Genomic DNA, 15,271 nt, shown 5'->3' on the forward strand with positions numbered 1-15,271 from the left:
TGAGAGGGGCTATTGCCCGTAATAGGCGTTCTTGCCGTGCTTGCGCAGATAATGCTTGTCCAACAACACCTGCTGCATGCTGCCGATCCCCGGTGTTAACTGCCGTGAAAAAATCCCCATATAGGCAATCTCTTCCAACACCACCGCGTTGTGAACCGCATCAGCCGCATCTTTGCCCCAGGCAAACGGCCCGTGGGCGTTAACCAGCACCGCCGGGATGGCGCTCGGGCTGATACCGCGCTGGCGGAAGGTCTCAATAATCACCTTACCGGTATCCAGTTCGTAGTCATGCTCGATTTCATCTGCGGTCATTAAGCGGGTGCATGGGATGGCGCCGTAGAAGTAGTCGGCATGGGTGGTGCCCCAGGCTGGAATGTCCAGCCCGGCCTGCGCCCAGATGGTGGCATGGCGTGAATGGGTATGCACGATGCCACCAATATCGGCAAACTCGCGGTACAGTGCCAGATGGGTCGCGGTATCCGAAGAGGGCTTCTTGTTGCCCTCGATCCGCTGGCCGTCGGCCAGATTGACCACCACCATATCCTCCACCTGCATATGCGCATATTCCACGCCGGAAGGTTTGATCACCACCAACCCACGTTCGCGATCAACGGCACTGACGTTGCCCCAGGTAAAGGTCACCAGCTTGTGGCGTGGAAGATCGAGGTTGGCTTCCAGTACCTGTTGTTTAAGCTGCGCTAACGTTAGCATGTCATGCCTCCTTGCTGCATTTGCTGTTCAATCCAACGGCGGGCTTGCACGATCTCGGCAACCGGTTCGTCGGCTTTTTCGGTCCACATTTCAATCAAAAATGCGCCGCGATAATTGAGCCGTTTCAAGGTGCGGAATAGGGCGACAAAGTCCACACAGCCTTCGCCAAAAGGCACATCGCGGAACTGGCCCGGGGAAGTGGCTGTGACCGGGAAAGTATCTTTGAGGTGAATTGCCGCGATGCGGTCGATGCCAAGCTGCAATTCTTGCGTTACGTCGTTGCCCCAGGCGCTGAGGTTGCCAACGTCCGGATACACGGTGAACCAAGGGGAGGCCAGCAGGGTGTCCCAGCTTTTCCATTTGCTGATGGAGTTCATAAAGGCGGTGTCCATAATCTCTACCGCCAGCATCACCTGCGCGGCAGCGGCACGTTCTACCGCCCATTGCAGACCCTCGGTAAAACGGGCGAGAGTCCCCTCATCCTGCTGTTCGTAATACACGTCATAGCCCGCCAACTGAATGGTGCGGATGCCGACATCTTTGGCCAGTTGGATGGCCTGTTCCATGATCAGATAAGCCTGTTGTCGCGTGGCCTCATCGTGGCTGCCAAACGGGAAGCGCCGGTGGCCGGAAAGGCACATGGAAGGGATGCTGATGCCGGTTTCCAGCATGGCGCTGACCAGCGAAAGACGCTGCTCTTTGCTCCAGTTCAGTCGTGCCAGCCGCTCATCGCTTTCATCGACCGACATCTCGACAAAATCAAAACCACAGGCTTTCGCCAACGCCAAACGCTCCGGCCAGCTCAGGTGCTTCGGCAGCGCTTTTTCATAAATTCCCAACGGATGCTGGCGCATATCAAGATCTCCAGATGTCATCAATGGCGGTATGGAACTGACGGGCGGCCAGCACCGGATCGGCGGCCTCGGCCAGCGCGCGGCCGGCGATAAACGCCGTAACGGCAATGTCTTTAAACAGCGGTAAATCGGCAGGTGTGATCCCGCCGGTCACCGAAAGCTCAATCCCCAGATCTGACAGTGCCTTCATGGTGTCCAGATCCTGTTGGCTCCAGGTTTGTCCACTGGCCTGAGCATCGCGGCCACGGTGGTAAATCGCCTGCTTGATGCCCAGCTCGCGCCAGGCTTTGGCATCTTCCAACGTCCAGCGGCCAAACAGCTCAATCTGGATCTCGCCCCGGTGGCGTTCGGCCACCTCTAACGCGCTGGCCATGGTGGCCAGCGGGGCCGCGCATATCACGGTCATCCAGTTAGCCCCTTGCGCAAAAGCCTGCTCAGCCAAGGTGCCTCCGGCATCGGCCACCTTCAGATCCGCGACTAAGGTATGTTGCGGACAACGATCGCGCAGGACGCTAACCGCCTGGATCCCGGCGCTGATACATAAAATGGTACCCGCTTCGATGATGTCGACATGCGGATGCAGCAGTTCGACCGTTTGTAGGGCGGCATCCAGCCGGGTGTGGTCGAGCGCCAGTTGCAGGCGCGGTTTGATGGTCATAAAGCCTCCTGAAGATCGCTGTGTTGCAGCGTTTGTAGCGTGGCAACTAACGCCTGATAACGTTGGTATTTGCGTTGATAAGCTTCCTGAGCGGCGATATCTGGCAGCACGGTTTCAATGCGCGGAGCCAATGCCTGCTGCGCGGCGGCAAAGTCGCTGAAAACGCCGGTGCCCACCATGGCGGCCATTGCCGCGCCCAAACAGCCGGTTTCTTCCACCTGCGGCAGCTCCACCGGTAACCCGCTGATATCGGCAAACATCTGCATCCAGGGGGCTGATTTGGCCGGGCCTCCGGTGACGCGCAGTGCTGTGGTTTGAGGGAAACGCTGGCGCATGCGGTTCAGGTGAGTCATATGGCAGAACACCACGCCTTCGAAAATCGCCTGTACCAAATGTTCACGCTGATGGAAGGCCTGAATGCCGTAGAAGCTGGCGCTTAACCCCAGCCCGGCGTTGGAGCCATAGAGGAAGGGGGCAAACAGCAATTGGCTGCCAGCCTTGGGTAAGGCAGCTACCCAATGATTGAGTTGTTGATAATCGTGCAATCCCCATTGCTGGCAGAACCATTCCAGATTGGCGGCGGAGGTTGGGCTGGCTTCGTGGACGATGTACTTGCCTTGCTCGGCGTGGCGGCCATAAACAAAGGGATAATCGGCGTCAGCGGCAAGGGTGTCGGTGATCCCGCTGGTGACGGACCAGGTGCCCATCACCGCGTTGAGCCGGGTTTCGTCTTGCAACCCGGCGCAGAGGGCAGTGGATACTACGTCAAACAAACCGCCCACCACCGGGGTGCCGATCAGCAACCCGGTCACTGCTGCTGCCTCGGCACTGATGCGCCCGGCGATCTCGGCAGAGCCAACAATCGGCGGCAGAGCGGGCATGACTTCAGCGATGCCAAGCAGCTGCGCCAGCGCCGGGTCATAATCACCACGCTCCATCTGATACAGGTTGGATTCAGAGATATTGGTTTCTTCGCAGGCCAGTTCGCCCGTCAGGCAGAAGCGCAGGTAGTCATGCGCCATCAGCACGCTGCCGATCCGGGCGTAGCGTTCGGGCTGATGCTGCTTGATCCAGCGCAGCAGCGAAACCGGGTGGCCGGTCCATAGCGTCTGACGAGTTTGTTCATACAGCGTTTGTGGCATGCCCGCTTGTTGCCAGGCCATCACCTGCGCCAATGCCCGTTGGTCGGAAGACAGAATGGCGTTACCCAGCGGTTGCCCTTGTTTATCCAGCAGGAACACTCCTTTGCCCTGGGCCGAAATCCCCAGTCCCTGCACGGCGACCGCTGCGATACCATTTTGATCCAGCACCTCGCGGATCACGCTGGCGGCGGTTTGCCATAGCGAAGGCATATCCCGCTCGGCCCAGCCGGGTTGTGGGGAGATGATGGCCAGATTACGACGGGCGACCCCCAGTTCTTTACCCTCGGCGTTATACAAACCCGCCTTGATAAAGGTGCCGCCGCAGTCCAGCCCTAACCAATATTTCATTGCTCGCTCCCGGCGACCTGATCGCATTTGTTGGGCAACATCAGGGCCAGCACCGCCGCGATCGCCAGAGAGGCAGCCAAGCTATAAACACCCACGTCTTTATTGAACAGAGTGATCAGCACGCCGACCATATAGGGGCCGCAGAAACCGCCGAGATTGCCCAAGGCGTTGATCACACCACGTGCGCCACCGGCCACTTCGGCGTTGAATAATTTGGGAGGAATAGTCCAGAACACGCCCGCAGCAGCCTGGATAAACACACCGCAGCCGACCAGCGCGGCATACGACCACCAGATGTGATCTTTGAGCAGGACGGAAAGCGCCATGCAAATCGCAAAGCAGGCCAATGGCAGGGCCACGAAGACTTTACGTTTACCGGTGCGATCGGACAGCGTGGAAACGATCAGCATGCCGAAAATGGCCCCGATGTAGGGCAGTACGGCCAACCAACCCACTTGTTCCATATTGCCGTTGGTCAAGCCTTTCAGAATGGTGGGCAGCCACAGGGTGTAGCCGTAGATACCGGTCTGGTAGAAGAAGTTGACCAGGATCAGTTGCCACATGATCCGATCGCCCAGCACGCGCCGCAGCGAAGCATTGCGCACCGTTTTGCCTTTGATCAGCAGTTGTTCGTCATGCAGGGTTTTAATCAGGTAATCTTTTTCTGCCTGTGAGATCCATTTGGCTTCCTGCGGGCGGTTGCTGATGGTAAAGCACCACAGCGCCATCACTACCAGCGACAGGCCACCTTCCACCAGGAACAGCATGCGCCAGTCCCAGGCGGTGATGATCCAGCCGGAGAGCGGGGCGGTGAGGATACCGGCGATCGGCACAAACATGATCACGATGGCGTTGGCGCGGCCACGTTCCTTGTCCGGGAACCAGTTGCTGATCATGGTCAGCACCACCGGCAGCATGCCGCCTTCGGAAACGCCAAGGGCAAAGCGCAGGAACAGCAGTTGGTATTGGTTGGTGACCATGCCGGTCAGTACCGAGATCACTGCCCAGGCCAGCAGCGACCAGCCGATAAACTTCTTGCCGTTACCGTTAACCGCCAACTTGCCGCCGGGCACTTGCAGGAACAGATAACCGATAAAGAAGATGCCGCCCGCCAATCCGGCCATCGAGGCGGTGATCCCCAATTCGTCGTCCATGCCGCCCGGCATAGCAAAGGCGATGTTGACTCGGTCCATATAAGAAATAATGCAGGTAATCAGAATGGGCGGCACGATGCGCAGCCAACGTAATTTGGGTATGGGCTGGTTTTGATTAACGGCAATAGAAGCAGTATTCATGTTATCGATCCCTTCACATAAATAGGGTAGGCTCGGAATGGTTCTGTATTATTTTTAGCGTTTAATTGATGTTCTATTTTATTGGTTGTGAAATAGCGCCGCTGCTTAATGCCAGCGCGTTGATACCATCTTTGATAATCGCAATCCGTTGTTCCACACTATCTTGCGGAGAGGTGGAAAGTAATTTGATACCGGCATAACTTAACTCTGCCAGCGGAGCCTGAGTAAATAATTCCCGGGCGCTGTCCAGCGTCATTAATGACTCATGGCAAACGTATTGACTGCCAATGAATGGGGCAAAGGGCGCATGGGTATCTTCCCATTCTCCATAGGGGCCATGGCTGGCCGTGCCAGAGAACATCAGGGCGCTTAATAATCCTGCCTGTTGGCACTGTTTCACCTGCTGCAAGGGCAGTTGGCTATTATGCCCCTCAATGGCGGAACGGCCCCAGTTGATAGCCATTGTCAGCGAGGTGCCAAAGTGGCGATTAATCGCCTGTGCGGCGATAATCTCATCTTCTAACGTCAGAAAGCCTTTGCGTGGCATGGGCCCGGTCAGAGCATCGCAGTGCTCAATCACCAAATCGCATTCCCAGTGCCAACCGACAATCTGTTCTAACGAGGTCATAAAGGCCTGACGCGCCGCCGCACTGTCTTTTTCCTGCCGGTTGGGGGCGGATTGCAGCTCCAGCGCCACCACCTGTTGACGACCGGCACGATCGTTGGTGCGCTTTATTTTGTCATGTATTGAGCGGATATAATCCACCGCCGCCTGACGCTCTTCCTCATTACGGGCGGCAAGACCAAAATCCCGCCCGCTGCCGCGGCGTTGCATGGTTCCCATGATCGCGGTCAGCACCAACTGCCAGTGATTGGGGATCTGCTTAAGCAGAAAATCATCACCATAAGGATGCAGGTCGTCCAGACAAGGCTGTTCCAGCCCACGGATCGACGGCAGTTCGGCTAGCCAGTCCCAGAATTGAACCTCCTTTTCACGTTCGAGCTGGTGAAATGAAGGCGCGCAGGGATATGCACCAATAATAAAGCCCGGTGTGGTATTTTTCATATTGTTCACCTGATAGTGCCGCTATCAATCAAGCGGCAAGATTCATATTATGAGGCGTTGTTTATTTCATTTCGCTGGTAAGTAATGTCAGCGGTATTTTTACCACCACCTTTCTGATATCGCAGGGGCTGTGATTAATACAGGCCGGGCGATGCACATCCTGCGGATAGAATACCGCAAAATTACCGGGCTGCATGGTCAACCAGGATTCGTCCTCCACATCCTGATAAAATATAATGTCGCGCTGCGCTAATAATTCCTGATGGATGACGTTATTTCCCTTATCCGCGGCGATGCCAATTAACTCGGTGCCGCTCACCAAAAACTGCACGTCGATATTTTTCTGGTGCACCTCCGGGCGCAGATCATCTTTAGGTTGCGTGTGTAAATCCAGCACCTGCACCACATAGCCGGTTGCCGGATCTGCATAACGCCCGACAGGCATATCCGTGAAGTCGGTGCGTTGCAAATAGGCCACGGCTTTGGCAATCGCCGGGGGATAGTGCTCAGCTGTCGTATGGTCAATATGGCCGAAGATCATCTGTTGCTCCTTAAAGTGCCTGAATACGTGCCCAGACGCGGTCGTCCACCGGGATCCCATCGCGCTGATTTTCGGCGCGGACGTGCGGGAAGCGGTGGCCCGGCAAGCGAATGGCGACCTCTGGGTTATCACGCTCGGCGCTGGTCACGTAATCCATAATGCGCTGTAGTTTTGCATCACGGGTTTTGCCGTCGATCAGGCGATCGATCTCAATGGCGATAAACACCTGTGAAATGCCGTATTCATCGCGGTTATCTTCGCTAACCTCGGCAACGGAGGAACCGCCGGAGAGCAGGGTGGCGATCATGTCCAGCACCACCGACAGTGCGGAGCCTTTCCAATAGCCCATCGGCAGAATACGCCGATTTTCTTCGATGATGGCCGGATCGCGGGTCAGGTTGCCCTCGTTATCGAAGCCGCCGTCTACCGCCAACTGTTTGCCCGCCAGGCGATTCATTTCCAGCGCGCCGTAGGAGAACATCGACATCGACATATCGACCATGGTGATTGGATTACTCGGCACGGCGACGATCAGCGGGTTAGTCCCAATGCGGCACTCTTTGGCTCCCCAAGGCGGCATGACGGCGATCGAGTTGGTCCAGCAAATGCCGATGTAGCCTTTCTCGGCCGCTTGCCAGCCGTAACCGCCCCCGCGCATCCAGTGGTTGGCATTACGCAACGCCACCAGGCCAATACCGTGCTGATCTGCCAACTGCATGGCGCGATCCATCATCTTGCGGGCGGTCAGGTTGCCGATCCCCTGGTGAGCATCCCATTGTTCGATCGCGCCTAAAGACAGCAGCTTGCTCGGTTCGGCATCGGGAATGATATCGCCAGCGTCCAACTGTTGGATAAAGCGCGGGAAACGGTTGACCCCGTGGGAATAGACACCGGTTTCGGTAGTATCGGCGAACAGGGTGGCACACTCATCCGCCGTGGATTCCCCCAGGCCCCGTGCCAGCAACACGCGTTTGAACTGCTGCTTTAACTCGGTATAGCTCACTCTCATGCTGCTTCTCCATTGTGACCAACTGAGTGATTTATGTTCTTTGTATTTCAATATACGAAATCACATTTCAAATTAATGCTATACCCACGCGGTGGTGAAGTCAAAGCCGCTAAGGCTGAAATTATCAAGTAAAAACAGTCAGTTAAATTAATATGATGAATATGTGATCGATAACACGGTTTCGGGGTTTTGGCGTGCTACAGACGTGACAAAGCAGGAGGAGACCCGCTCCCCCTGCGTATTATCAGTCCATGATTACCCGTGGGTATTCAGGACAATGCGGTACAGCGAGGTGGTAGCGGTAATATAGAGCTCATTGCCTGCCGGCCCACCGAAGGTGCAGTTGGAAACGCACTCCGGCAGCGGGATTTTGCCAATTTGTTCTCCATACGGATCAAAGATAATCACGCCGTCGGCACAGCTGCAAAACAGATTGCTGGCGCAATCGACACAAAAACCATCCGGGATCCCCGGCATCACCTGGGCAAAATGCCTGCCAGCCTGCAACTCTCGTCCTGCCACCTGATACACTCGCAGTTCGCGGCGTCCAAGGGTAGGGAAGTCAATGATCGACATATCTGCCACATATAACAGACTTTCATCCGGCGAGAAGGCCAGGCCGTTGGGCCGTTGCAGATCGCTGGCGGCAATGTTCAACGAGCCATCACGGGGATCAAAGCAATACAGATAGCAGCCGATCACCTGACTTTCCGACTTGTAGCCCTCTTCATCGCCGATGATGCCGTAGGGCGGATCGGTAAACCATATTGTGCCGTCGGAACGGACCACGACATCGTTTGGTGAGTTGAAGCGCTTGCCGTCCACCCGATCGACCAGCAGTTGGATGCTGCCGTCGTGTTCGGTGCGGCTGATACCACGCCGCCCATGTTCACAGCTAACGACTCGCCCCTCGGCATCGCGGGCATTGCCGTTGGCATAGTTTGACGCGGCGCGCCATACGCTGAGTTCGCCATTGCGCGCCCAACGGAACATGCGGTTGCCTTTCACATCGCTGAACACAACCGCATCCTGTTGCGGCAACCATACCGGTCCTTCGGCCCAGATGGCGGGGGAGCACAAACGTTCCAGTTGTTGTTCGATCATCTCAGCCTCCCGTTACTTCACGCCCCAAATGGTTTTGTAATGGCCCTGGTAGTCATTTTGCGGGTCGTACAGGTTGTTCGGGCCACCGTCATTGGCGATGTTCTCGCGGGTGACCAGATGGGCCGGGGTAACATAACCGGAAGGTGACTGCTTGGCGAAGGCGCGGTTGAATTCATCCAGCAACTGCCAACCGTGCAGCTTCAGCGGCTCGGGCACGGTGGCAGACTGACTGTCACCGGAGCGGATGCGTTGATAGGCGGAAATGGAACCGTCACCTGCCGAGATGTTAAACGGCGCATTGCTACCACCTTTACCGGCAGTTTTCAGCGCCGGGGCCATAAAGTCGAAATACAGATCGTTGATGGCCAGCGCGTATTGGAACTTGTCGCCGTACTTCTGCAACAGGCTGAAGGTCATGGCTGGCATCCGGCTGGCGGTATCGGCCAGCGGAGTGTCGATAAACTCCACCACCTTGCAGCCGCTACATTTGGCCATTTCTTCTTTCATCACGTTCGCCTTGTCCAAGGCGATCTGGTACAGCGAATCGGTAAAGATCAGCACGTTGGCCTGTCCGCCGGATTTCACCACCGCGTATTGTGCGGCGATACGTGCCACCTCATTGGAATCGGAAGTGACGTTATAGAACACATCGTATTTGGCGATAGGGCCAGGCTCCGGCACCGCGTGCCAGGCTGTTAACACGATCCCCTGGGCCACCGCCTTTTTCAGTGGGATCTTGGCTACGTTAGGGTTCCAGCCGCCGATCACGATCCCGTCCGGCTTTTGGGCAATGGCCTGATTCAGCGACGACAGTTGGTCTTTCACCGAGCCGCCACCGTCCAGCGTTTCCAAGCGCCAGCCCGCGACCTTGGCTGCTTCACTCAGCCCTTGCTGCACGCCTTGCACGCCACCGTTCTTCATATCGGAGGCAATAAAGATGATCTTTTTATTGGCCAGTAACTGCGGGCCGCTGGTGGGGCCATCCCATTGGCTGCTGCTGGCCGTGGCTTTGGCTACCGCCGCAGTGGCCTGATCGAGATAAGCATCTGCCCAGGCCGGTGAGGTGGCCAACAGCAGGGTGGTGATCCCGGGCAAAATCCAAAAATGTTTCATGGCTGTGCTCCTGATGAAGGATTGATCGCTTTTTGGTTGTTGTTTTCGGCAGAGGCTGCCTGACTGCGTTGTACTGCTTTTTGATTGAGTAACCGGCGGCGTTGGGCATAGCCCGCCAGCGTGATGGACAGCAGCAGCGTCGCGCCGTTAAATAACGGTTCGACCCAGAACTCCCCGCCAAACTGCTGAATGCCCGCAATGCCGATCGCCAGAATCGCGATGCCGACCACGGTGCCCCAGACGTTCACCCGCCCAGGGCGAATGGTGGTGCTGCCAAGAAATGCGCCGACTAGTGCAGGTAACAGATAATCCATCCCGACGCTGGCCTGGCCCACGCCCTGTTCGGCGGCGATCAGCACGCCGCTGAATCCGGTGAGCACGCTCGAAGCGATAAATGCGCCGATGGTGAAGCGATTGACCGAAATCCCGTTGAGCCTTGCCGCCGCCGGGTTACCGCCCACCGCATACATGCAACGCCCCAGCGGGGTATGTTCGGTGATCAGCCACAGAATGATGGCGACGATCAGCACATAGAAGGCCACGATCGGGATGCCGTAAATTTCGGTGTGATGCAGGGCAATAAAGGCGTCTGGCAAGTCGCCGACAATCTGCCGCCCGCCGGAGTGCCACAGCGCCACCGCATAGAGCACGGTGCCTGAACCCAGGGTAGCCACAAAGCTGTCGATATCCGCCAGTGCCACCAGGATGCCATTAAGCAGGCCGTACAGCGCGGAAAGGACCAGCACGGTGAGCACCGCCATCTGCCAGGAGAAGCCATATTGCACCTGCAAGGTGATCGCCAGGATGTGCCAAAGCACGATACCGAAGCCGACGTTCAGGTCGATCTTGCCGACGATCATCGGAATGGTGGCCGCCAGTGCCAGCAAGGCAATTTTGGATTTACTGGAGAGGATCGCCTGTACCGTCAGCATTGAGGCGAACGACGTCGTGGTGAGCGAGAACAGGATCACCAGTGCGATGCACAGCAACAGCAGGCCGTAGCGGGTGATGATTTGCATCAGCCAAGGGCCAACGCCGTCCTGCCCAAGGCTGACACGTTGCTCCAGCGCCGTTGATTTGACGGACGTTTTATTCGACATGGTATTCCTCCACAACGGCTTCCCCGGTGCTGGCCGAGGCAAGCTCTAATAAATTGGCGAACGAGACCTGCTGATTTTTCAGTTCGCCCATCACTTTTCCCCGGTTAAACACCAGGGCGCGGTTACAGATATGAGCGATCTCTTCAAAATCGTTGGAGATCACCAATACCGCCACGCCGGCTGCCAGGGATTGATTTAACAGATGATAGATTTCGGCCCTGGCACCCACATCGACCCCGGCAGTGGGGTCTTCCAGGATCAGCAACGGTGCTGCAAGGTGCATCCAGCGGGCCATCACCACTTTTTGTTGATTACCGCCGGACAGGGCGCTGATATCGATATTGACGTCCTTGGGCCGCACGTCGAACAGTTGCACCTTCCACCAGCTGGCACCGATTTCGGCACGGCGGCTATAGCGAGATAGCAACCTATGGCCGCTGGCGCAGGGGTTGAGAAACAGGTTTTCCCGCACGCTCATAGACATCACCAGGCTTTCTCCGGTGCGATCGCCCGCAACCAGCGATACCCCGCGAGCCATTGCCTGTTGTGGCGAGCTGGCGGCGTAAGGTTCGGCGCGGAACTGGATGTCGCCGCTGTCCCGTTGGCGCAGGCCGAACAACAGGCGGCCAATTTCTTCCTGCCCAGCACCACGCAGGCCAGCCAGCGCGAGCATTTCCCCCGGCTGCAGCGCGAAGCTGACCGGGCCAATATCCCCGACGGTGACGTTTTCCAGCTGTAGCACCGGCGGTTGATGTTGCGGCAGCGGCTCGCGCTGATCTTCTGCCATCGCTTCACCGACGATCATCTGCACCAGATCGCGCAGCGAATAATCGGCAGTATTGCCGCCAGCGACGTAGCGCCCGTCACGCATCACGCAAACCCGGTCGGCGATTTCAATCACCTCATCCAGACGATGGGTGACGTAAATCATGCCGACCTTTTTGGCGCGCAGGCGGTTGATCACCGCAAACAGGTGGCGCACGTCGTTGGCGGGTAGGGAAGCGGTCGGTTCATCCAGCACCAGCAGTTCGGCATTGACGGCCACCGCTCTGGCAATGGCCAATAAAGACTTCTCCGTCCGGGAAAGTTCGAACACGCGCGCATCGGGATCCAAAGCAATACCAACGTCCTGCAAGGCTTGCAGCGCCCGGCAGCGGATGGCACGCCAGTCGATCAGCCCGAATCGGCGGGGAAACCCCATCACCAGTGCCATGTTTTCTGCCACCGTCATCCATTCAATCAGGCCCAGATCCTGATGGATAAAGGCAATCGGCTGGCGGCTGTCACTTTTAATCGCCGCCGCCGAGGCAATGCTGGTACCTTGAAAGTGGATGTCGCCGCTATCGCGTGGGTACACCCCGGCCAGCACTTTGATCAGCGTGGATTTACCCGCGCCGTTTTCCCCTAGCAGCGCCAGCACTTCGCCGGGCATGACCTGCAAACTGACGTCATTGACCGCGACGTTGCCGCCAAATCGTTTGACGATATGGCTGAGCGTGAGAATGGGTTGATCCGCATTGCCTTGAGTCATGTGATGCGCCCCTGTGTCCGGCTCGCGCAATCAGCGCGCCGCCAATAAGTGAATCTTTGCTGTTTAAATCGACCTTAAATTTCAATATGCGAAATTAGATTTCAAAAATGATATGCTGAACCCCGTGCTAAAGCAAAGGCGAGACGATTTTAATTTTATTTAATAAACAATGGGTTATTTTTAATTTGGCGAATTTGTGACGAACAACTCACTTATAAGGTTGCTCAAATGTTGCGAGTTTTAACCCTGTTACTGAAAATGATACGGCGTTCCAACTTCACCTGATGCGGCCCATGGAGTAACATTCTCCGTTAGTAGGCCCGCTTCTTACGCCGTGGCAACGGCTGGCGGCTCAACTTTGGAGAGATTTTGCTATGAGCCTGAAAGCTGTTGACGAAAAAGATGATAAAAAAGACAAACCTCTGGGCAGTCAGAGCCTGTTCCGTGGTTTGCAGCTGATTGAGATATTGAGCAATTTCCCGAATGGTTGCCCGCTGGCGCACCTGTCAGAGCTGGCAAAGATGAACAAAAGTACCGTGCACCGCCTGTTACAGGGGCTGCATACCAGCGGCTACGTCACCCAGGCGCCTTCCCCAGGCAGCTATCGCCTGACCACCAAATTTATTTCCATTGGGCAAAAGGCGCTTTCCTCACTCAATATCATCCATGTTGCCGCTCCGCATTTGGAGCAGTTGAACCTGGAAGTGGGGGAAACGGTCAACTTCTCGAGCCGGGAAGACGATCACGTGATCCTGATCTATAAACTGGAACCGACCACCGGCATGATGCGCACCCGTGCCTATATCGGCCAGCACATGCCGTTGTACTGTTCGGCGATGGGCAAAATCTTCATGGCCTATGGCAAGAGCGACTATCCGGATCACTATTGGCAAACCCATCAACAACAGATCCAGGTGCTGACGCGTAACACCATCACTGAATTACCCAAGATGTACCAAGAGTTGGCCGATATTCGCCAGCAGGGTGTGGCGATGGATCGTGAAGAGAACGAACTGGGCGTGTCCTGTATCGCCGCTCCGGTGTTCGATATTCAGCAACGGGTGCCTTATGCCGTCTCGGTTTCGCTGCCCACGGCTAAGCTACAACAGGTTGGCGTACAGTCGCTGATGAAGCCGCTGCTGGATACCACGCGGCGTATTTCCCAGGAATTAGGGTTTGTCACACAGGATTGATGTAAAGCATGCCCCTCACCCCAACCCTCTCCCGTTTTACAAACCGAGGATGTCAGAGGACACTTGTTCGGGGGAGAGGGAGCTAGTCCAGAGCCGCCATCAGGCGCAGGCGCTAAATGGTAGCACGATCGATCCCCTCTCCTTGGGGAGAGGGTTAGGGTGAGGGGGCACACAGGATTGATGGCGGTTTTTTGGCTAATCCCGACGAAATTTGTGCTTAATTTAACAAAGTTAGCGCAATATTTGTGCAATCCAACACATCAGATCACAATAAAGGGGCACAATGAGTTATCTTATGTCCCGATTTCATCCCTTTAACGGATCCTAGACCCATTATGATTATCAAACCTAAGGTTCGCGGCTTTATCTGCACCACCACTCATCCGGTCGGTTGTGAAGCCAATGTTCGTCGTCAGATTGCCTACACCAAAGCGCAGGGCAAAATTGCCAATGGCCCTAAACGTGTGCTGGTGATCGGTGCATCTACCGGTTATGGTCTGGCTTCCCGTATCGCCACCGCGTTTGGCAGCGATGCCGCCACCATCGGCGTGTTCTTCGAGAAAGCGGGCAGCGAAGGTAAAACCGCTACCGCAGGCTGGTACAACTCTGCCGCCTTTGACAAAGCCGCTAAAGAAGCGGGCCTATACGCCAAAAGCGTCAATGGCGATGCCTTCTCCAACGAATGCCGTGCCAAGGTGATTGAGCTGATCAAAGCCGACCTGGGCCAGATCGACCTGGTGGTGTACTCGCTGGCTTCGCCAGTGCGTAAGATGCCAGATACCGGCGAAGTGGTGCGTTCCGCACTGAAGCCGATCGGTGAGGTTTACACCACCACTGCCATCGACACCAATAAAGATCAAATCATCACCGCCACGGTTGAACCGGCGACGGAAGAAGAGATCCAGAACACCATCACCGTGATGGGCGGCCAGGATTGGGAACTGTGGATGTCCGCGCTGGAAGATGCCGGCGTGCTGGCCGAAGGTGCCAAGTCTGTTGCTTACTCCTATATCGGTACCGATCTGACCTGGCCAATTTACTGGCACGGTACGCTGGGCCGCGCCAAGGAAGATTTGGATCGTGCTGCTACCGCCATCCGTGGCGATCTGTCAGCGAAAGGCGGCACCGCACACGTTGCCGTGCTGAAGTCCGTGGTTACCCAGGCTTCTTCAGCCATCCCGGTAATGCCGCTGTATATCTCCATGGCCTTCAAGATCATGAAAGAGAAGGGCATTCACGAAGGTTGCATGGAACAGGTTTCCCGTTTGATGCACACCCGTCTGTACGGCGAAGAAATGCCGCTGGACGATCATGCCCGTATCCGTATGGATGACTGGGAACTACGTGATGATGTGCAGCAGGCGTGCCGCGATCTGTGGCCGTCAATCACTTCAGAGAACCTGAGTGAACTGACCGACTATACCGGCTACAAGCAGGAGTTCCTGCGCCTGTTCGGTTTCGGTCTGGAAGAAGTGGACTACGAAGCAGACGTTAACCCAGACGTGCGTTTCGACGTGGTAGAGCTGTAATTCCTACCCTCTAAACGTGAAACAGGGCCCAATTAGGCCCTGTTGAGTACCATAGGCGCTGCATGCAGCGCCTTTTC

The 15,271-nt window shown here is 56.3% G+C and carries 14 protein-coding genes; 2 read left to right on the forward strand and 12 right to left on the reverse strand.

Features of this window, described 5'->3' with window-relative positions:
- Positions 1–9: 9 nt before the first annotated feature.
- The 12 genes from araD to ACRDCA_RS19330 form a co-directional block, all read right to left on the reverse strand.
- Entirely contained in the window at positions 10–711 is a 702-nt protein-coding gene (gene araD, locus ACRDCA_RS19275) for an L-ribulose-5-phosphate 4-epimerase (RefSeq protein ID WP_438690967.1), read from the reverse strand.
- Positions 705–1,565: an L-ribulose-5-phosphate 3-epimerase gene (locus ACRDCA_RS19280; RefSeq protein ID WP_438690968.1), complete on the reverse strand. Its 861-nt coding sequence runs from the start codon at positions 1,563–1,565 to the stop codon at positions 705–707. Before ACRDCA_RS19280 ends, araD begins: the two co-directional genes overlap by 7 nt.
- A gap of 1 nt (position 1,566) precedes the next feature.
- Positions 1,567–2,223, reverse strand: coding sequence for a 3-keto-L-gulonate-6-phosphate decarboxylase UlaD (gene ulaD / locus ACRDCA_RS19285; protein ID WP_438690969.1), 657 nt, complete (start codon positions 2,221–2,223; stop codon positions 1,567–1,569).
- The gene (locus ACRDCA_RS19290) at positions 2,220–3,713 is read right to left on the reverse strand and encodes an FGGY-family carbohydrate kinase (protein WP_438690970.1); all 1,494 of its coding nucleotides are present in this window, start codon (positions 3,711–3,713) and stop codon (positions 2,220–2,222) included. Before ACRDCA_RS19290 ends, ulaD begins: the two co-directional genes overlap by 4 nt.
- Complete coding sequence (locus ACRDCA_RS19295) at positions 3,710–5,008, reverse strand: MFS transporter (RefSeq protein WP_438690971.1); 1,299 nt, start codon at positions 5,006–5,008, stop codon at positions 3,710–3,712. Before ACRDCA_RS19295 ends, ACRDCA_RS19290 begins: the two co-directional genes overlap by 4 nt.
- A gap of 73 nt (positions 5,009–5,081) precedes the next feature.
- Complete coding sequence (locus tag ACRDCA_RS19300; protein ID WP_438690972.1) at positions 5,082–6,074, reverse strand: DUF4862 family protein; 993 nt, start codon at positions 6,072–6,074, stop codon at positions 5,082–5,084.
- Positions 6,075–6,135: 61 nt separating this feature from the next.
- Positions 6,136–6,615, reverse strand: coding sequence for a YhcH/YjgK/YiaL family protein (locus tag ACRDCA_RS19305; protein WP_438690973.1), 480 nt, complete (start codon positions 6,613–6,615; stop codon positions 6,136–6,138).
- Between the two features lie 10 nt (positions 6,616–6,625).
- A complete protein-coding gene (yiaK, locus tag ACRDCA_RS19310; RefSeq protein WP_438690974.1) occupies positions 6,626–7,624 on the reverse strand; it encodes a 3-dehydro-L-gulonate 2-dehydrogenase in 999 nt (332 codons plus the stop codon).
- Between the two features lie 255 nt (positions 7,625–7,879).
- The gene (locus ACRDCA_RS19315) at positions 7,880–8,728 is read right to left on the reverse strand and encodes an SMP-30/gluconolactonase/LRE family protein (protein ID WP_438690975.1); all 849 of its coding nucleotides are present in this window, start codon (positions 8,726–8,728) and stop codon (positions 7,880–7,882) included.
- 12 nt (positions 8,729–8,740) lie between these two features.
- Positions 8,741–9,841, reverse strand: a complete 1,101-nt coding sequence (locus ACRDCA_RS19320) for an ABC transporter substrate-binding protein (protein WP_438690976.1) — start codon at positions 9,839–9,841, stop codon at positions 8,741–8,743.
- Positions 9,838–10,941 carry an ABC transporter permease gene (locus ACRDCA_RS19325; RefSeq protein ID WP_438690977.1) on the reverse strand — a complete coding sequence of 368 codons (1,104 nt, stop codon included), beginning with the start codon at positions 10,939–10,941 and terminating at the stop codon, positions 9,838–9,840. The genes ACRDCA_RS19320 and ACRDCA_RS19325 overlap by 4 nt, the downstream gene beginning before the upstream one ends.
- Complete coding sequence (locus tag ACRDCA_RS19330; RefSeq protein ID WP_438690978.1) at positions 10,931–12,472, reverse strand: sugar ABC transporter ATP-binding protein; 1,542 nt, start codon at positions 12,470–12,472, stop codon at positions 10,931–10,933. Before ACRDCA_RS19330 ends, ACRDCA_RS19325 begins: the two co-directional genes overlap by 11 nt.
- A gap of 374 nt (positions 12,473–12,846) precedes the next feature.
- On the opposite strand from ACRDCA_RS19330, the gene ACRDCA_RS19335 reads away from it, so the two are divergent.
- Entirely contained in the window at positions 12,847–13,665 is an 819-nt protein-coding gene (locus ACRDCA_RS19335; RefSeq protein WP_438690979.1) for an IclR family transcriptional regulator, read from the forward strand.
- Positions 13,666–14,000: 335 nt separating this feature from the next.
- Complete coding sequence (fabV, locus tag ACRDCA_RS19340) at positions 14,001–15,194, forward strand: enoyl-ACP reductase FabV (RefSeq protein WP_438690980.1); 1,194 nt, start codon at positions 14,001–14,003, stop codon at positions 15,192–15,194.
- Positions 15,195–15,271: the final 77 nt, after the last annotated feature.

It is taken from the genome of Serratia sp. (in: enterobacteria) (assembly GCF_051654945.1).
Classification (GTDB): Bacteria; Pseudomonadota; Gammaproteobacteria; order Enterobacterales; family Enterobacteriaceae; genus Chania.